Source organism: Haloarcula regularis (genome assembly GCF_029338315.1).
Taxonomy (GTDB): Archaea; Halobacteriota; Halobacteria; order Halobacteriales; family Haloarculaceae; genus Haloarcula; species Haloarcula regularis.
Genome location: NZ_CP119794.1, coordinates 2402623 through 2419364 on the forward strand (window position 1 = coordinate 2402623; position 16742 = coordinate 2419364).

The following is a 16742-nucleotide window of genomic DNA, read 5'->3' on the forward strand; positions in this document are numbered from 1 at the left end:
CGGAATCGAGGGTTCCATCTGAATCGTGCTCCCTGATGCCCGTTTCACACCGGTCTCAGTCGGTTTTCGACAGTCGCTGCATGGACGCCTGCAGATCCGAGAGGTTCCTCGCGACCTCCCCGTTGGCTTCCGCGATGTCCTCGACCTGACTGGCGACCGTCTCGGCCTGGTCGACGGCTTCGTCGACCTGACTGGCGACCTCCTCGGTGCTCGCGGCCTGGTCGTCCATCGCGTTCGCGACTTCGGCGATGCCCTCCGACGTCTCCCTGACCGCGTCCGCGACGTCCATGAGATTCTCCATTGCCTGCTCTACCTGGTCGGTCGACGCGTCCACCTGTTCGACCATCCGGTCCAGGCTCTCGACCGTCTCGTCGGTGTCGGTCTGGATGTCGTCGATCAGCGCCTCGATGTCGGTCGCGTACTCCTGGGACTCGCCGGCCAGGGACTTCACTTCGTCGGCGACGACGGCGAAGCCGTCGCCGGCGTCACCTGCGCGTGCGGCCTCGATGGAGGCGTTCAACGCCAGGATGTTCGTCTGTTCGGCGATGTCGTTGATAATCTCGACGATGTCGTCGATCTCGTCGACGCGGTGCTGCAACGTGTCCACGTCCGAACTGACGGCCGCCGCCGAATCGGACACGGCGTCCATCGAGTCCAGCGCCGCCTTCGCGGACTCGGTCCCGTCGTCGGCGAGCGTCGCGGCCCGGCTGCTGGTCGACTCGACCTCGTCGGCGGTCGAGGCGATCTCCTCGATCGTCGCGCTCATGTTCGCGACCTCGCTGGCGACGGTGTCCATGGCCTCGGTCTGTTCGTTGGCCGTGGCACTGATCTCCTGGGAGGCTGCGGCGACGTCGTCGGTCGTCTCGTCGATCTCGTCGACCGCCTCGCCCACCTCCTCGGCGACCGCTCGCTGCCGGTCCAGCTCCTGTTCGAGGTCCTCACTGAACGAGTGGATGTAGGTGTCCATCGCCACCTGCTGGTCCAGCAAGAGCAGCTTGAGCACCGACGTGGTACGCTTTGCGACCGTCTCGACTGCTTCGTCGACGTCGTCTGTCTCCGCTGCCACCTCGTCACAGATCCCCTGGATGATGCCCTCGTAGTAGATCGAGAACGCGCCCAGATAGAACCGCGGCCCCAGGTCGAGCACGTCGTGAATCTTGCCGATGCGGGCCCGGCGCTCGAAGTACTCCCGGCCGTACTCGCCCCGGCCGAGCGCCTTGAGATACCGCTCCTGGGACCCTTTGAGCATCTCGACGGACTTGGTGGACCGCCCCAGCACCGCCGTTGCCTCGCTGTGTGCCTGGATGTTGTCGTAGAACCGCTCGACGAGGTCGTCCGCGATATCGTCGAACAGGTCGTCCATCGCCGCCAGGCGGCGGGCATCGTCGGCGCCGAACCCGGTAAAGTCCTTCCGGAACTCGATCTCCTGCCGGTCGATGCCGATGTCGTCGACGAGCGCTGCCCCGTCGACGCGCTGTCGCCGTTCGTCGTCGATCTGTACGGTCCCGCCACCCTGTGACATGATAGAATATACAAGATAACAGTGAAGTAAATAATTTTCCATAAAGATAACCCATAATATTACGGGAGAAATAATTACTATATTGTCAATAATGTCGGCCGTTACCCAATACACGACTGTACGGCAGCCAGTGGCGTTCTGGACGCCGTTCGACCTCGACGGTGTCTATTACTATGTTGATAGTTAACGGCGGCAATCGCCGGCCATTCCGCACGCCTGGGTCGCTCCGTGCGCTCTCTGACCGAACCATGTCACTTCACGCATCTACCGACGCCCGACGGCGACCCCTCGCCGGCCCGACCGCCGCCGACAACCAGTTTCACTTTCACCGTCGGGGTGGCAAATGGTTAAGTACGCAGCGAAGGTCGGTGCACGTGATGAGCGACGACCCCGAGGAGGGGATGCTCGGCTGGGACGAGTCCGTCTTCCGGGACGAGACCGTCTTCGAGATCGACTGGCTCCCGGAGACGTTCAAACACCGGGAGACCCAGATGGAGACGCTGAAGTACGCGCTCCGGCCGGCGGTCCGTGGCTCGCGACCCCTGAACGTCATCGCTCGCGGCCCGCCCGGCACCGGGAAGACGACGGCGACCCAGATCCTCTTTGACGAACTGACCGCCCAGACCGACGTGCAGGCAGTCCGGGTCAACTGCCAGGTCGAGTCCACCCGCTATGCCGTCTTCTCCCGGCTGTTCGCCGAGATATTCGAGTACGAACCCCCCCTCCTCGGGTATCTCCTTCAAGAAACTGTTCTCCCAGATCACCGACCGCCTGGTCGAGCGCGACCAGGTGCTCGTGGTCGCCTTAGACGACGTGAACTACCTCTTCTACGAGAACGAGGCCAGCGACACGCTCTACTCGCTGTTGCGCGCCCACGAGGCCCACAGCGGGGCGCGCATCGGCGTCATCTGTGTCTCCTCGGACCTTGACTTAGACGTCATCGAGGCCCTCGATACGAGAGTCCAGTCGGTCTTTCGGCCCGAGGAGGTCTACTTCAACAAGTACGGCCAGGCCGAGATCGTCGACATCCTCGACGAGCGCGTCGACCGGGGCTTCCACGAGGGGGCGGTCGGCCCGCAGGTGCTCGACCGGGTCGCCGAACTCACCGAGGAACAGGGCGGTGACCTCCGGGTCGGCATCGATCTCCTGCGCCGGGCGGGGATGAACGCCGAGATGCGCGCCTCGCGCACCGTCGAACGCGAGGACGTCGAGGCGGCCTACGACAAGTCGAAGTACGTCCACCTCTCCCGGCGCCTCCGCGAGCTCTCGGACTCGGAGGCGTCCCTGGTCGAGGTCATCGCCGACCACGACGGCAAGCGGGCCGGCGACATCTACGACGTGTTCAACGACGAGACGGGACTGGGCTACACCCGCTACTCCGAGATCATCAACAAGCTCGACCAGCTGGGCATCATCGACGCCGAGTACACCAACGTCGACGGCCGGGGCCGCTCGCGGGAGCTGACGCTCAACTACGACGCCGACGCCGTGCTCGACCGGCTCTAAGCTAGTTTCTCGAAGGTCGTCTCGGTCCACTGGAGCGCGTAGTCGGCCCCGTGGTCGCGGTAGGCCGCGGTGTCCAGCGCCGCGAACGGTGCCGGGAGGTCCAGATCGTGCTTGACGGCGCTACAGGCCAGTTCGGCCGCCGAGGCGAAGCTCGTCTGCCCGCGGGCCACTTCCCCGGACAGGTCGCCCAGGCGCGGTTCGAGGCGCTCGCCGGCGTCGACCCAGGCGCCGAACAGTCCCGGGAACTCGCCGTCCCAGTCGGCGAAGACGGGACGGATCCGCAGGCCGACGTACGCGTCGTACAGTGCGGCGGCCAGCTGGTAGGTGTCCGCAGGCCCCAGTCGCGTCCGGGCGACGTCGGCGAATTCGGGGTACACGTCCCGGAAGAAGCCAAGGAAGTGCTCGGGGACGTCCAGGCCGACCTCGACCAGCGCCTCCGCCAGCAGGAACTCGACGAAGTCCTCGGGCGATCCCGCGAGCCGGGGCTTGACGAACACACAGGGCGGGTCGGTCTGGCGGGTCCAGGCGACACCGCCGTCGCCGGGCATCCCCACAGTGAAGTCGCTGCCGGCGAACCGCTGGAGCTCGTCTGGGGCGTCCGGCGGCAGCCAGGACGGGTCGTAGGTGGTTGGGTCGACGCTGTCGGTCAACAAGAGGAGGTCCTCCGCGACGGCCGGGTCGAGCGTCTCGAAGTCCCGTGCGCAGTCGAACACGAGCGCGTCGGACGCGTGGGCCTCGCGGACGCCGGCCACCTCGCCCGACAGCGAGCGGTCGGTGAACATCTACGCCGACAGCAGGGCCATGCCAGCGACGATGAGAACCGCAAGGAGGGCCGACGCGCCGACGGTACCGAGGACGATCTTCGTTGCCTTGCTCATGTGATTGCGTATCGAGGGCCGGGCATTAAACCTTGAGAAACGGCGCTCGGCTTGCCACCCCCGTCAGTCGCCGCTCGCGCCGACGCCGGCGCGGTGGGCCACGTCGCGCCACTTGCCCGTCCAGAAGCGGCCGGTGTTGACCGCGGCCTTCAGGTAGAAATCGCCCACGAGCGCCGCGAAGATGGCCGGCAGGCCCAGGCCGAGGCCGGGCGACACCGAGACGCCGACCACCGGGAGGGTCACGACGAACGACGTCGGAAGCGCCAGCGCCGCGACCGGGAGGCGGTAGCCGTAGGACCCCAGAATCGTCCCGTAGAGCGGCCAGCGGGTGTCGCCGGCGCCCCGGAGGCTCCCGCGCATCGTCCGCGAGACCGAGAAGCCCGCCACCAGCAGGCCGAACACGCGGACGAACTGCGCGGCGAGCTCGGGGTAGGCGGTGCCGAACAGGCCGACGATGGGGCGGGCCAGCACGACGAGCACGGCGCCGACGGCGAGCTGGACCGCCAGCGCGACCCGGAGCGTCTGCCAGCCGTAGTCCGTCGCCGCCTCGGGGTCGCCCGACCCGAGGTGCTGCCCGACCAGCGTCGAGGCGGCCGTCGCGTAGCCCCACGCGGGCATCAGCGCCAGCAACATCACCCGCCGGCCGATGGCGTAGGCCGCGAGCGTCGGCGTCCCCAGCACGCCCAGCACGAACAGGAACGGGAAGCGCGCGAACGTCTGGAGCAGGCGCATCCCCGTCAGCGGCAGCGCGACGCGGACGATCTCCCGCAGGAGGCCGGCGTCGAACTGCGGCCCGCCCAGCGGCAGGCGGACGGCGTAGCGCCCCGAGGCGAGCAGCGCGAAGAAGATGGCCGCCGCGAGCGTGTTCGCGATGGCGGTCCCCCACGCCGCGCCGGCGATGCCCAGCCTGGGGAACGGGCCCAGCCCGAAGATGAGCACGGCGTTGAGCGCGACGTTGGTCGGCAGGCTCAGCAGGCGGACGTACATCGGCGTGCGGGTGTCGGCGCTGCCCGCAAGCGCCCGGGCGGCGACCATGCTCCAGAACCGCGGGGCCATCGACAGCATCACGATGGCGAGGTAGGTCGCCCCGAACTCGACGGTCGCTCCGTCGTCGGTCAGCACGCCGACCAGGAGTTCGGGGTACAGCCAGGAGACGACCGTCAGCGGCGCCGAGAGGGCCAGCGCCAGCCACAGCGACTGCTTGACCGCGAGGTCGGCCCGGGTGGCCTCGCCGGCCCCCTGGAGCCGGGAGACGACGCTGATGGTGCCCGAGGAGACCGCCAGCGAGAGGCCGAAGCCGACGAAGTAGTACTGAAAGCCGAGTTCCAGGCCGGCGATGGCCGCGTCGCCCAGCGCGACCCCGACCATCAGGAAGTCCGCCAGTCGCAGGAGGATGCGGAGGCCGCCGGTGACCATCACCGGCGCCGCGAGGTCCGTCGCCTCGGTGGCCTTCTGCCGGTCGACCAGGCCCGCGCTGGACAGCAGTGCTGGCACCCCGCGAACCAGCCGCCGCAGCGAACGCCGGACCATCGACTCCCCCTGTGGGCCCCAGCGTGGTGTCGGTTTCGCTCCCCGCTCAGACGACCTGCTCGCCGTCGTCGTCGTAGACGGCGATGGCGTCGACCGGGCAGGCCCGCGCGGCGAACTTCGCGTCCAGTTCGGCCCCCTCGGGCACCTCGCGGACGAAGACGCCTTCCGCTCGCTCCTCGCTGTCGGTCAGCACCGCCTTCCCGGCGTCCTCGTCCTTCTCGAAGGCGTCCCACTCGGCGACACACTGGAACATCCCGATGCAGGTGTCCCAGTCGTACTCGATGCGCATGGCGGGCGTTGGGCGGTGACGGCCAAAGGCGTTCCCCTCAGCTGCTCTGTGACCGCGATACGCTCTGCCGTCGTGGACTTGGAGAATCAGAACGCCCCCGCCGTGCCGACTCCCGCGACTCGCTGTCGTCCGAACATCTCCGATTTTCGTGATCACGAAAGACCTCCGGCCTTTCGAACGACGCGCTTCTCTCGCTCACTGCGTTCGCTCGCTCCAGTGCTTACGTCGTCGGGGTTCGTCGACACGGCGGCCGACGTAAGCACCGCAACCCGGAGAGAGGTGCGCAGCGAGCCCCCCGAGTCGTGAGTGCGGGGACTTTCCGGCTGTTCACATCTGAGGCCACGTGATTAATCACTTCCACTCCGGAGTGCGACAGTTTAAATCGCAGGACGGCCCTAGCGGGTGGTAATGGACGTCGCGGACCTGCCGGGTGTGCCCGACTGGTTGCCCGAGCACCTTCGTGCGGACGGGATCGAGGAGCTGTACCCACCACAGGCCGAGGCCGTCGAGGCGGGTGTCACCGAGGGCGAGAACATCGTCGCCGCCATCCCGACGGCCAGCGGGAAGACCCTGGTCGCCGAACTGGCGATGCTCTCGTCGGTCGCTCGCGGCGGGACGGCGCTGTACATCGTCCCGCTCCGGGCGCTGGCCAGCGAGAAGCAGGCCGAGTTCGAGCAGTTCGAGCAGTACGGGCTGGACGTGGGCGTCTCGACGGGCAACTACGAGTCCGACGGCGGGTGGCTGGGCGACAAGGACATCGTCGTCGCCACCAGCGAGAAGGTCGATTCCCTCGTGCGAAACGACGCGCCGTGGATCGAGGACCTCACCTGCGTCGTCAGCGACGAGGTCCACCTCGTCGACGACGGCAACCGCGGGCCGACGCTCGAGGTCACCCTCGCGAAACTCCGCCGGCTGAACCCCGACTTACAGACCGTGGCGCTGTCGGCGACCATCGGCAACGCCGGCGAACTGGCCGAGTGGCTCGACGCCGAACTAGTCGACTCGGACTGGCGCCCCATCGACCTCCAGAAGGGTGTCCACTACGGGCAGGCGCTCCACCTGGAGGACGGCAGCCAGCGACGCCTCGCGGTGCAGAACAACGAGAAGCCCACCGCGGCTATCGTCCGCGACACGCTACAGGACGAGTACGACGAGGACGGCGATCTGGTCGAGGCCGGCGGGTCGACGCTCGTGTTCGTCAACTCCCGGCGCAACGCCGAGGCCGCCGCGGGCCGCCTCGGCAGTACGGTCAGCCCGCACCTCTCGGCCGAGGAGCAGGCGCAACTCGCCGAGGTGGCTGACGAGATCCGCGACGTGAGCGACACCGAGACCAGCGACGACCTCGCCGACGCAGTCGCGCAGGGCGCAGCCTTCCACCACGCAGGCCTCGCCCGCGGGCACCGCAAACTGGTCGAGAAGGCGTTCCGCGACCGCCTCGTGAAGGTGGTCTGTGCGACGCCGACGCTGGCCGCGGGCGTCAACACGCCCTCACGCCGCGTCGTCGTCCGTGACTGGCGGCGCTACGACGGCACCGCCGGCGGGATGCAACCGCTGTCGGTGCTCGAAGTCCACCAGATGATGGGCCGTGCCGGCCGACCGGGCCTGGACCCCTACGGCGAGGCCGTGCTCATCGCCAACAGCCACGACGAACTCGACGAGCTGTTCGAGCGTTACGTCTGGGCCGACCCCGAACCCGTCCGGTCGAAACTCGCCGCCGAACCCGCCCTGCGGACCCACATCCTCGCGACCGTCGCCTCCGGGTTCGCCCGCTCCCGCCAGGGCCTGCTTGAGTTCCTCGAGGAGACGCTCTACGCCAGCCAGACCGACGAGAGCGGCCGCCTCGAACGGGTGACCGACGACGTGCTGACCTATCTCGAACGGAACGGATTCCTCGAAATCGAAGCCGACGAACTGGATGCGACGTCGCTTGGCCACACCGTCTCCTCGCTGTACCTCGACCCGATGAGCGCCGCCGAGATCATCGACGGCCTGCGCGACTGGAAGCGATCGGCGGGGGCGACGAGCAGCGAGCCGGCGGACCCCGAGAGCGGGTTCACGACCGCCAGCGAACTCGCAGCGGAGCAGGCCGAGTCGGCGGACGCCGACCCCGGCGAGATATCGGCGCTCGGCCTCTACCATCTGGTCTCGCGTACGCCGGACATGTACGAACTCTACCTCCGGTCGGGCGACCGCGAGGAGTACGAGATGGAGCTGTACGAGCGCGAGGACGAACTGCTGGGGCCGACGCCCTCGGAGTTCGAGGACGAGCGCTTCGAGGACTGGCTCGCGGCGCTGAAGACCGCTCGCCTGCTCGAGGACTGGGCGAGCGAGGTCGACGAGGAGACGATCACCGAGCGCTACGGGATCGGCCCGGGGGACATCCGCGGGAAAGTCGAGACCGCCCAGTGGCTCCTCGGGGCCGCCGAATCGCTCGCGAGCGAGGTCGACCTGGACGCCGCCCGCGCCATCAGCGAGGCCCGCATCCGCGTCGAGCACGGCGTCCGCGAGGAACTGGTCGACCTGGCGGGCGTCCGCGGGGTCGGCCGAAAGCGCGCTCGCCGGCTCTTCGAGGCCGGCATCCACGACCGCGCGACGCTCCGCGACGCGGAGAAACCGGTCGTGCTGGCGGCGCTCCGTGGGCGGCGACAGACCGCCGAGAACGTCCTCGAGAACGCCGGCCACCGCGACCCGTCGATGGAGGACGTCGAACCCGACCCCGACGTGACCGTGGTCGACACCGGGCGGGCCGACGACCCCGACGACGCCGACGAGACCGCCGAGGACCAGTCGAGCCTGGGTGATTTCTGATGGAGGTGGTCGAGGGCGTCGGCGAGATCGACGACGTGGGCGAGTTCGTCGCTGCGCTGACCGACGTCGGCGACCGCCACGACGTGACGGTGCAGGCGTTCGACGCCCGTTACGTAGTCGACCGGGCCCACCTCGACCGGGCGGTCGAGCTCGCCGAGCGTGCCCGCGAGCGCGACGATACCATCGCCGACGACTTCGGCGTGGAGATCCTGCTCTATGCGGCGGGTCGCCGGCAGATCGACCGCGCGCTCCGGATGGGCGTCAGCGAAGGCAGGTGCCCGGTGGTGGCGGTCGTGGTGGGCGACGACGCGACCGACGAGACGGCCGCTGCGTCCGCCCTCCGCGCCATGCTCTCCCCGGCCGAGACGCTCGGCGACTACGATGAGACGCTCGTTCGCGACTTTTTCGACGTGACCGACACCGAACTCGCAGCGACCGAGGGGACGCTGGCCGACGCCGTCCGCGAGCGGGTGGCGATGCTGCCCGTCGAGAAATAGCTACTCCTCGCGGTCCAGCGCCACCAGCACGCCCCGGACGTTCATCGCCGTCTCGGCCTTCGCCTTCCGTTCGCCCCAGACCGCCGGCGTCTCGACCGGGTCGACGAAATGGTCGATGACGGCGTCGTCGTCGCCCAGTTTCGCGCGTTTCTCCTCGATAGCCGCGACCCACTCGGTCAGGACGTCCGCGTACGTCTCGAGCCGGTCGGCGGTCGGTGCCGGCCCGAAGTGGGCGTACAGCAGCGTCTCGGGGTCGAGGTCCCGGATCAGCTCGATATCCGCGAGCGCCTGGTCCAGGTCGAAGTTGACTGGGGGGCTCGTGACGTGGAGCTCGTCGGACGAGGGCGTGTAGATGCCGGCGGCGTCGCCGGTGAACACGGCGTCGATAGCCGCGTCGTGGAAGACGACCTGGTGCGGGGCGTGCCCCGGCGCGTGGCGCGCCTCGAGGTCCCGGTCGCCGAGGGAGACGGTGTCGCCGTCGGTGAGCTCGACGATGCGGTCCTCGGGCACCGGCTCTGGCTCGGTGTAGAACTCGAACTGGTCGCCGACCGCCCCCTTTGTTCCCTCCCAGAGCAGGCTCGGGTCGACGAGGTGGCGCGCGCCGATCTCGTGGACGTACACCGTCGCGTTCGGGCACGCCTCGGCGAGGAAGCCCGCACCGCCCGCGTGGTCCAGGTGGACGTGCGTGACGGCGATGACTTCCAGTTCTTCGGGCGCGATACCCACTTCGGCCATCGTCTCGAGGACGCGCTCGTAGTTCGTCCCGATGCCGGTGTCGACAAGCGCGGGCCGCTCGGTGTCAAGCACGTACACCGACCCGTACTCGGGGACGTCGTACATCCCCGTATCCACGTAGTAGATGTCGGTACAGTCGCCGACCGTCGCCTCGTAGACGTCGCCGATTGCCATACTACGGGTCGGGTCCGGTGGGCGCAAAACCGTTGTGCTACCCGCTCGGCTCGACACTTCTGTGTCTCTGGCCGTTCGCCGCGACGCCCTCGACGCTGGACGACACCGCGCTCTACCACGCACACCAGGACCGACACGCCTAATTTCCGCCATCGAGAACCGACGCCCATGTTATCGAGACAGTTCGTCCGGGAGCACCCCGAGACGGTCCGGGACGCCATCGAGCGCAAGGGCGTGACCGGCGTCGACCTCGACGAGATTCTGGCGGTCGACGAGGAGTGGCGCGAGCTGAAGACCAGAGGCGACGGGTTGCGCCAGGAGCGCAACGAGGTCTCCAAGAAGATCGGCCAGCTCAAACAGGCGGGCGACGAGGCGGCCGCCCAGGAGGCCATCGAGCGCTCCCAGGAGCTCAAGGCCGACCTCCAGGACCTCGAGGACCGGGCCGACAAACTGGAGGCCGAGCTGGAGCAGGCCTTACTGGAGCTCCCGAACATCCCACACGAGTCGGTCCCCACCGGCGAGGACGAGAGCGACAACGTCGAACGCTACCGCGAGGGCTTCGAGGACCTGCGCGAGTTGCCCGACGAGGTGATTCCCCACTACGATCTCGGCGAGGACCTGGACATCCTGGACTTCGAGCGCGGCGCGAAGGTCACTGGTGGCGGCTACCAGTTCGTCAAGGGCGAGGGCGCGCTGCTGGAACACGCGCTCGTCCAGTTCATGCTCGACGTCCACCGCGAGCAGGGCTACACCGACGTCCTGCCGCCGATCCCCGTCAACTCCGCGTCGATGGAGGGGACCGGCCAACTCCCCAAGTTCGACGAGGACGCCTACCGCGTTGGCGCCCGCCAGGACGACGACTACGACGACGACGACCTGTGGCTGTTGCCGACCGCGGAGGTGCCGGTCACCAACATGTACCGCGACGAGATCATGCTGGACGACGACCTGCCGATCAAACACCAGGCGTTCTCGCCGAACTTCCGGCGCGAGGCTGGTGAACACGGCACCGAGACGCGGGGCTACGTCCGCGTCCACCAGTTCCACAAGGTCGAACTCGTCAACTTCGTGCGCCCCGAGGACAGTTACGACCGCCTCGAGGCGCTGCTTGCGGAGGCCGCCGCGGTGCTCGACCGCCTGGAGCTGCCCTACCGCGTGCTGGACATGTGCACCGGCGACATGGGCTTCACCCAGGCCAAGAAGTACGACATCGAGGTGTGGGCACCTGGCGACGACATGGCCGAGGGCCCGGAGCGGGGCGGCCGCTGGCTTGAGGTCTCGTCGGTCTCGAACTTCGAGGACTTCCAGGCCCGGCGGGCCGGCCTGCGCTACCGGCCCGAGCGCCACGAGTCCGCGAAATACCTCCACACGCTCAACGGCTCCGGGCTGGCGGTCCCGCGGGTGCTCGTGGCGATTCTGGAGTACTACCAGAACGAGGACGGCACCGTCACCGTCCCCGAGGCGCTCCGGCCGTACATGAACGGGCAGGAGCGTATCGAGGGCCAGGAACCGGTCGGCGAGAGCGCCGTCGGCGCGGGCGAGAAGGAGTAGCCTCAGTCGTCCGCGACGGCCCGGTGGGCCGGGAGGTCGGCGACCCGCCGACAGATGTGTTTGACCTGGGGGAGCGTCGTGGCCGGCAGCGTCCCCGGCCCGAACCACCCGACGTCGTCGATACCCTCACCTCGGGCGGGCGTCGGGTCCGACAGCAGCGCGCAGTCGAAGACGGTGTACAGCGACACCGTCGACGCCAGGCTCTCGTGGACGTAACAGAACTGGGCGCGCGGGGTCCCGACGTGGGCCCGGCAGTGTAACTCCTCGCGGAGTTCCCGGACCAGTCCGTCCTCGGGGCCTCGTGGGAGTGGACGCCGCCGCCGGGGAGCGTCCAGAACGGCTGGCCGTCCGCGTGGCGTTCCCGGACCAGCAGGACTTTGGCCGCGGACGTCACCAGCGCCTTCGCGCCGGTCCGGTACCGGTACTGTCCGGACTCGCGCGCTGTCTCGCCGTCTCGGAGGGTGGTCGACGGGTTCGTCATGCACTCCAACGAGGCCCCCGTCCCGAATAAATAGATGCCGCCTAAATCGGTAGTGTCGGCCTTCGGTGCGGCGTCGAAACCGCCACCTCGGGCACCGGTGCCCGCTCGGCGTGGCATCGTACCCTCGAGTCTCTCGCGGGGGTATATTACTCTTCGGCAGACGGTGCCTACCGCGCTGGTCGTCACGCGGTGTAGGTCTCGATGCGGGCGATGCGGTCGCCGTCGAACGCGAAGACGTCGACGAAGCACACGAGTGTCTCGCCGTCGGCACCGACGAGCCGGCCCCGGACCACGACGTCGGTCCCGTCCTCGGCCGGGACGTAGACGCCGTCGAGCGGGTGGGTCGTGTCGGTCTGTGGGCGCTCGTCGCGCATGAACCGGACGAACCGGTCCCGGCTCTCGATGGTCCGATCGGGGCGGTCGTGGACGAACTCGGGAGTCAGCAGGTCCGCGAGCGCCCCGTAGTCGTCGGCGTCTATCGCCCGGTAGTACGCCCGGGCGCGGTCGACCGGCGTCATCGCGGCCTCCGAGTCACGGATCGCCCCGCTCGGTGTCGGGCCGGTCCCGCGACCGGTCGTCGTTCGCGTCGCCGTCCTCGGTCGGTTCGCTGGCTTCCACTTCCGCGTGTATCGCCGCCAGTTCCTCGTCGTCGATGGTGTCGGCGTCCGTCTGGGCGCCCGCCCGCCGCTCGGCCCCCTCGTCGTTCGCCTCGTCGGCTGCGCCGCTGTCCGTCTCGCCGCGTTCGTCCGCGGACGCCGTCGCCCCATCGACCTCGGCGTCGATGTCGACGTTCAGGGTCGCCGGCGCGCCGTCCTCGGCGTCCGGGAGCACGTCTTCCGTCGACCCCGCTTTGGGTCCGTGCCGTCCGGCGGCCACTGGTCGGGGTCCGGGGGATCGTGGTAGTCGCGGGCCGACTCGAGGCGGCGTTCCGCGTCCTCGCGGAGCGTCCGCCCGGCCATGCCGTTGCCACTGGAGTACTGGTTTGCCGCCTGCGCGAGCCAGTCAGCGGCCTGGTACAGCGCGTCTGACTTGGTCCTGACGCCGTCGTAGAGGGTCCCGAGGTCCGGGTCGTCGACGAACCGGGCCGCCGTATCGAAGTGGTCCTCGGCGGCCGCGAACTCGTCGCGGGCCTGCTGGAAGTCGCCCTGGGCGAGCAGCCACTCGGACTCGTTGAACGACCCCATCGCGGCGGTGAACGCGCGCCGCCCCTCGGTGTAGTGGGCGTGGCCGACCCGGTAGCGGGCGAAGGCGACGTCGTCGCCGCCCGTCTCGCCGATGGCGTCTTTCACGCCCGCGAGGTCCGGGCGGCGACTCGGATCGCTCGTCGACCACGTGTACGCGACGACCCCGTCGTGGTCGACGACGACGACGGCACGCTCGAGGAGATGTTGCCCCAGGTCGTCGACGACGTCGAGGCCGTACTGGCGGGCCACCTCCCGGTCGGTGTCGGCGAGCAACGGCATCGTCAGGTCGTAGGCGTCGGCGAAGGCCCGGTGGCTGTAGACCGAGTCGGGGCTGATGCCCAGGACGGTGACGTCCTTCTGTACGGTGAACAGGTCAAGCTCCTCGAGGCCGCTGGACTGGTCGTCACAGGCCGGGTTGAAGACGCCGGGGATGAACGCCAGGACCACCACGTCCTCGCCGAGGTACTCCTCGAGTGCCACCTGGCTGAACGACCCGTCTACCAGCGCTGGCAGTTCGAACCGCGGCGCCCTGGCCCCCTCTTCGAGCACACCGGACTGTTGCCGGCGTGGTACTTAAGCGTGGGTGTCAGGTCCCCCCGCTGGACCGTGCCGAGGCGCTTTTGCCCGCCGGTGTGCTAGCCCGGGTGTGGAGCTTTCACGTCCGCTACGAGGGCGACGACGACCCGAAGAAGTGCAGCGCCCGAAAACTGGCCCGGTTCGATCTGGCACAGTTGCACCGCGCGACGCGGTCGACGCCCCCGGGTGTCGTCCTCAATCCCTTCGCGGACCGGGCGCTGTCGCCGGCCGACCGCGCCGACCCCGGCGACGGCGCTCGACACGACCGACTGGTCGCGCTGGACTGCTCCTGGGAGACCGCCGAGCGCGAGGCCTTCGACCTCCAGGGGGTCCACCGCTCGCTGCCCTTCCTGGTCGCGGCCAACCCGGTCAACTACGGGACGCCCTTCCAGCTGAACACCGTCGAGGCCTTCGCCGGCGCGCTCTGTATCCTCGGGGAACGCGGGCAGGCCGAGGACATCCTCTCGAAGTTCTCCTGGGGCCACACTTTCCTCGAGCTGAACGAGGAACCGCTGCGGCGCTACGCGGACTGTGCGGACTCGACGGCCGTCGTCGCGGTCCAGGACGACTACCTCGCGGAGGAGTGATCAGCGCATCGGGATTTTCTCGTTGAGCGGCGCGTCACAGTTCGGACAGGCCTCCCGGGCGTACGCCTCGAAGGCGTCTTCGATGAACTCGCCGCAGTTCTGACACCGCATGGTGTTTGTTACCACTCGCGAGTTCTTGTAGATGTGCCTTCACTACTCAGGGCCACCGAAGCCGACGCCGATGCCCCGCGGGTCGGCCGGTGGGGCGAGCGGACTCCCCGGCAGGTCCGGCGCGGGGTCCGGATCGTTGTAGCCCCCGGGCGCGACGTCGTTTGGCGAGTCTGGATAGCACAGCGACGCCAGCGCCTGGATGTGGTCGCGGCCCACGTCGAGCTCGAACTGGCCGCCGCCGTAGAGGTCGATCCCCTCGCGCTCACAGTAGGCGATGGTCTCTAACACCGACTCGACGGTCCCACAGCGCGAGGGCTTCATGTTCAGCCACTCGGGTTCGAACGGCAGGTCCTCGATGCTCTCGACGCCCGTTATCGGGACGTCCCACGTCACCCGGTCCTCGTGGCCCTCGAAGATGGGGCGGATGTCCGCCGTCAGGTTCGGGTCCTCGACGAGCGCCGACGGGAAGCCGTCGACGACCCGCCGGTAGAACACCGGGTCCGGGTCGCTGGCCACCCGCTCGTCCTCGTAGAGCCCCTTCATGTCGACGACGCGGACGTCGTACTCGGCCAGTTCCGCGATGAGGATGTCGTCCCAGTCGGGCGTCGGGTCGAGCTTGAACGCCACGTCCGCGTGGATGGACTGCAGCGTCGCGAGGCGGTCGGCGGACGGCGGGTCGTCGCTCTCGGGGTCCGAGAGGCGCGTGGAGGCGACGAAGGTCACGGGGTCGTAGGTCCGGCCCAGCGCCGCCCCCAGGGAGGTGTCAGCCTGCTGCAGCGCCAGATCCAGGGCCGCGCTCTCGAAGCCCCACCGCCGGTAGTGGCGAAAGCGGTCCTCTTCGGGCGGGTCGGGCCACAGGGCTACCTCGTCGAGGTGGTCGGAGAACGACGCGACGGTGTACTCGCCGGCCAGGTCGATGTCGTCGGCGTGCCCCGCCAGCGCGAAGTGGGCCTCGTTCGTGTAGGTGACGTCCTCACCACGGCCCGTCTCGCCCGCACCCGAGAGGGAGATGGTGGTCGAGGCCCGGTCGAAGCCACTGGAGGTCGCCCGCTCCTGGACGTCGACGCGACAGGCCTCGACGGTCAGGGGCAGGTCGGCCACACGGTCGTACATGTCTCCCCCGAGAACTCGCACCCTGAAAACACCGCGGGTGCGGCGAGTCGTACGTGGTTACGCGAATATGACTGTGAATAGCCAGAAAGCCCCGGCCGGCTGACCACCCGGCCACGGGCGGGACTGAAAGGGGCCGCCCGCTCCGGGAAGACGGGCGACGTAAGGACCGCAGGCCTGCGGCCGAGGACCGCAGCGAGCCCCTCGACCGGAGCGGGCGGGGGCTTTCTGGTTGTCAACCCCACAATCTCGTAACGAAACAGGACCTTTGGCGAGCGGAAACTCAAAACTTAAACGCACGCACGGGCAACCCGCAGGCATGGCTAGTTTCGAGGCTGCGTCAGACCGACTCCTGAACAAACAGATCTGCATGCGCTGTAACGCCCGCAACCCCCAGCGCGCCGAGCAGTGCCGCAAGTGCGGCTACGGCAAGCTCCGCCCGAAGGCCAAGGAAGTTCGCAACGCGTAACCGCGCCGTTCGGGTTCTGCCGTCTCGCCGACCGACCAGCGGCGGCGCCGGTCACTCGTCGGGGTACTTCGGCTCGCGTCGCTCGGCCCGTTCGAGCGCCCGCTCGACGATGGCGCGGACGTCGCCGTGGAAGACGCCGCCGTGGCCGGCGTACATGTGCTCGACTCCCTCGGGCATCGTCTCGAGCAGCTCGCGGATGCTCTCGATGAGTCGCTCGCGTGACTGGCCGGGGCGGTCGGTGCGGCCGAACGACCCCCCTTCGAACGCGCCGTCGTCGTGGACGACCACGTCGCCCGAGAACAGCGACCGCTCGGAGACCAGCGAGACGTGGTCGTCGGCGTGGCCGGGCGTGTAGACCACCTCGCAGTCCTCGTCGCCGACCGTGACCGTATCGCCGTCCGCGAGTTCGTGGGTCCGGCGCGGGTGCGGCCTGTAGGCGTACAGGTCGGCGTCGAAGGCGTCGAGGACGGCGTCGAGCTGCTGGACGTGGTCGCCGTGCTGGTGGGTCAAAACGACGGCGTCGAGCGCGTCGGTGTGTTCGCCAATTACGTCGACGACGCCTTCCATCGCGCCCGCGTCGACGAGCACGGTCTGTTCGCCAAGCGCGAGGTAGGCGTTGCACGTGAACGTCTCGGCGTCGGCGGTGACGTTGTGGACTTCCATGTCGGGTGCGTGGGCGGGCGACCGTTTCAGTGTATCCCCCGGCGCCAGATTTAGGCTGACCCCCCTCGCAC

17 protein-coding genes and 1 pseudogene are annotated in these 16742 nt (G+C 68.7%); 6 read left to right on the forward strand and 12 right to left on the reverse strand.

Annotated elements, in window-relative coordinates; all coding sequences use genetic code 11:
- Window positions 1–55: 55 nt before the first annotated feature.
- A complete protein-coding gene (locus tag P1N55_RS12900; protein ID WP_276275957.1) occupies window positions 56–1522 on the reverse strand; it encodes a globin-coupled sensor protein in 1467 nt (488 codons plus the stop codon).
- A gap of 377 nt (window positions 1523–1899) precedes the next feature.
- Here P1N55_RS12900 and P1N55_RS12905 point away from each other — a divergent pair.
- Window positions 1900–3028 (forward strand): annotated as a pseudogene (locus tag P1N55_RS12905) (ORC1-type DNA replication protein).
- On the opposite strand, the gene P1N55_RS12910 reads toward P1N55_RS12905, so the two are convergent.
- The 4 genes from P1N55_RS12910 to P1N55_RS12920 form a co-directional block, all read right to left on the reverse strand.
- Window positions 3025–3810, reverse strand: coding sequence for a DUF7089 family protein (locus tag P1N55_RS12910; protein WP_276275958.1), 786 nt, complete (start codon window positions 3808–3810; stop codon window positions 3025–3027). The pseudogene P1N55_RS12905 and the gene P1N55_RS12910 overlap by 4 nt on opposite strands.
- Window positions 3811–3906, reverse strand: coding sequence for a hypothetical protein (locus tag P1N55_RS20155; RefSeq protein ID WP_455429080.1), 96 nt, complete (start codon window positions 3904–3906; stop codon window positions 3811–3813).
- 63 nt (window positions 3907–3969) lie between these two features.
- On the reverse strand, window positions 3970–5436 hold the full coding sequence (locus tag P1N55_RS12915; protein WP_276275959.1) for an MATE family efflux transporter: 1467 nt from the start codon (window positions 5434–5436) through the stop codon (window positions 3970–3972).
- Window positions 5437–5482: 46 nt separating this feature from the next.
- Window positions 5483–5725, reverse strand: a complete 243-nt coding sequence (locus P1N55_RS12920) for a ferredoxin (protein WP_276275960.1) — start codon at window positions 5723–5725, stop codon at window positions 5483–5485.
- 408 nt (window positions 5726–6133) lie between these two features.
- Between P1N55_RS12920 and P1N55_RS12925 the strand changes: the two genes are divergently transcribed.
- Both P1N55_RS12925 and cgi121 read left to right on the forward strand, forming a co-directional pair.
- Window positions 6134–8533: an ATP-dependent DNA helicase gene (locus P1N55_RS12925; RefSeq protein ID WP_276275961.1), complete on the forward strand. Its 2400-nt coding sequence runs from the start codon at window positions 6134–6136 to the stop codon at window positions 8531–8533.
- On the forward strand, window positions 8533–9030 hold the full coding sequence (gene cgi121 / locus P1N55_RS12930; protein ID WP_276275962.1) for a KEOPS complex subunit Cgi121: 498 nt from the start codon (window positions 8533–8535) through the stop codon (window positions 9028–9030). Before P1N55_RS12925 ends, cgi121 begins: the two co-directional genes overlap by 1 nt.
- Here cgi121 and P1N55_RS12935 read toward each other — a convergent pair whose 3' ends face one another.
- Window positions 9031–9939, reverse strand: a complete 909-nt coding sequence (locus tag P1N55_RS12935) for an MBL fold metallo-hydrolase (protein ID WP_276275963.1) — start codon at window positions 9937–9939, stop codon at window positions 9031–9033.
- Window positions 9940–10107: 168 nt separating this feature from the next.
- On the opposite strand from P1N55_RS12935, the gene serS reads away from it, so the two are divergent.
- Window positions 10108–11490, forward strand: a complete 1383-nt coding sequence (gene serS / locus P1N55_RS12940) for a serine--tRNA ligase (protein WP_276275964.1) — start codon at window positions 10108–10110, stop codon at window positions 11488–11490.
- Window positions 11491–11492: 2 nt separating this feature from the next.
- On the opposite strand, the gene P1N55_RS12945 is transcribed toward serS, so the two are convergent.
- From P1N55_RS12945 to P1N55_RS12960, 4 genes are all read right to left on the reverse strand, one after another.
- The gene (locus P1N55_RS12945) at window positions 11493–11975 is read right to left on the reverse strand and encodes an NUDIX hydrolase (protein WP_276275965.1); all 483 of its coding nucleotides are present in this window, start codon (window positions 11973–11975) and stop codon (window positions 11493–11495) included.
- 178 nt (window positions 11976–12153) lie between these two features.
- The gene (locus tag P1N55_RS12950; RefSeq protein WP_276275966.1) at window positions 12154–12489 is read right to left on the reverse strand and encodes a nuclear transport factor 2 family protein; all 336 of its coding nucleotides are present in this window, start codon (window positions 12487–12489) and stop codon (window positions 12154–12156) included.
- Between the two features lie 13 nt (window positions 12490–12502).
- On the reverse strand, window positions 12503–12802 hold the full coding sequence (locus P1N55_RS12955; RefSeq protein ID WP_276275967.1) for a hypothetical protein: 300 nt from the start codon (window positions 12800–12802) through the stop codon (window positions 12503–12505).
- Window positions 12763–13704, reverse strand: a complete 942-nt coding sequence (locus tag P1N55_RS12960; protein ID WP_276275968.1) for a redoxin domain-containing protein — start codon at window positions 13702–13704, stop codon at window positions 12763–12765. The genes P1N55_RS12955 and P1N55_RS12960 overlap by 40 nt, the downstream gene beginning before the upstream one ends.
- Window positions 13705–13799: 95 nt before the next feature.
- Between P1N55_RS12960 and P1N55_RS12965 the strand changes: the two genes are divergently transcribed.
- Window positions 13800–14318, forward strand: a complete 519-nt coding sequence (locus P1N55_RS12965) for a DUF367 family protein (RefSeq protein WP_276275969.1) — start codon at window positions 13800–13802, stop codon at window positions 14316–14318.
- Between the two features lie 153 nt (window positions 14319–14471).
- Here P1N55_RS12965 and P1N55_RS12970 read toward each other — a convergent pair whose 3' ends face one another.
- Entirely contained in the window at window positions 14472–15542 is a 1071-nt protein-coding gene (locus tag P1N55_RS12970; protein ID WP_276275970.1) for an enolase-like domain-containing protein, read from the reverse strand.
- Window positions 15543–15858: 316 nt separating this feature from the next.
- Between P1N55_RS12970 and P1N55_RS12975 the strand changes: the two genes are divergently transcribed.
- Window positions 15859–16008, forward strand: coding sequence for a 50S ribosomal protein L40e (locus tag P1N55_RS12975; RefSeq protein ID WP_276275971.1), 150 nt, complete (start codon window positions 15859–15861; stop codon window positions 16006–16008).
- Between the two features lie 51 nt (window positions 16009–16059).
- Here the strand turns inward: P1N55_RS12975 and P1N55_RS12980 are convergent, their stop codons facing one another.
- Window positions 16060–16671 carry an MBL fold metallo-hydrolase gene (locus tag P1N55_RS12980; protein WP_276275972.1) on the reverse strand — a complete coding sequence of 204 codons (612 nt, stop codon included), beginning with the start codon at window positions 16669–16671 and terminating at the stop codon, window positions 16060–16062.
- Between the last annotated feature and the right edge of the window lie 71 nt (window positions 16672–16742).

Excerpts from the sequence above, each read along its gene's own strand:
- P1N55_RS12950 (WP_276275966.1), bottom strand. The coding sequence starts at position 12,489 with ATGACGCCGGTCGACCGCGCCCGGGCGTACTACCGGGCGATAGACGCC.
- P1N55_RS12920 (WP_276275960.1), bottom strand. The coding sequence starts at position 5,725 with ATGCGCATCGAGTACGACTGGGACACCTGCATCGGGATGTTCCAGTGT.
- serS (WP_276275964.1), top strand. The coding sequence starts at position 10,108 with ATGTTATCGAGACAGTTCGTCCGGGAGCACCCCGAGACGGTCCGGGAC.
- P1N55_RS12915 (WP_276275959.1), bottom strand. The coding sequence starts at position 5,436 with ATGGTCCGGCGTTCGCTGCGGCGGCTGGTTCGCGGGGTGCCAGCACTG.
- P1N55_RS12910 (WP_276275958.1), bottom strand. The coding sequence starts at position 3,810 with ATGTTCACCGACCGCTCGCTGTCGGGCGAGGTGGCCGGCGTCCGCGAG.
- P1N55_RS12975 (WP_276275971.1), top strand. The coding sequence starts at position 15,859 with ATGGCTAGTTTCGAGGCTGCGTCAGACCGACTCCTGAACAAACAGATC.
- P1N55_RS20155 (WP_455429080.1), bottom strand. The coding sequence starts at position 3,906 with ATGAGCAAGGCAACGAAGATCGTCCTCGGTACCGTCGGCGCGTCGGCC.
- P1N55_RS12980 (WP_276275972.1), bottom strand. The coding sequence starts at position 16,671 with ATGGAAGTCCACAACGTCACCGCCGACGCCGAGACGTTCACGTGCAAC.
- cgi121 (WP_276275962.1), top strand. The coding sequence starts at position 8,533 with ATGGAGGTGGTCGAGGGCGTCGGCGAGATCGACGACGTGGGCGAGTTC.
- P1N55_RS12900 (WP_276275957.1), bottom strand. The coding sequence starts at position 1,522 with ATGTCACAGGGTGGCGGGACCGTACAGATCGACGACGAACGGCGACAG.
- P1N55_RS12925 (WP_276275961.1), top strand. The coding sequence starts at position 6,134 with ATGGACGTCGCGGACCTGCCGGGTGTGCCCGACTGGTTGCCCGAGCAC.
- P1N55_RS12970 (WP_276275970.1), bottom strand. The coding sequence starts at position 15,542 with ATGTACGACCGTGTGGCCGACCTGCCCCTGACCGTCGAGGCCTGTCGC.
- P1N55_RS12935 (WP_276275963.1), bottom strand. The coding sequence starts at position 9,939 with ATGGCAATCGGCGACGTCTACGAGGCGACGGTCGGCGACTGTACCGAC.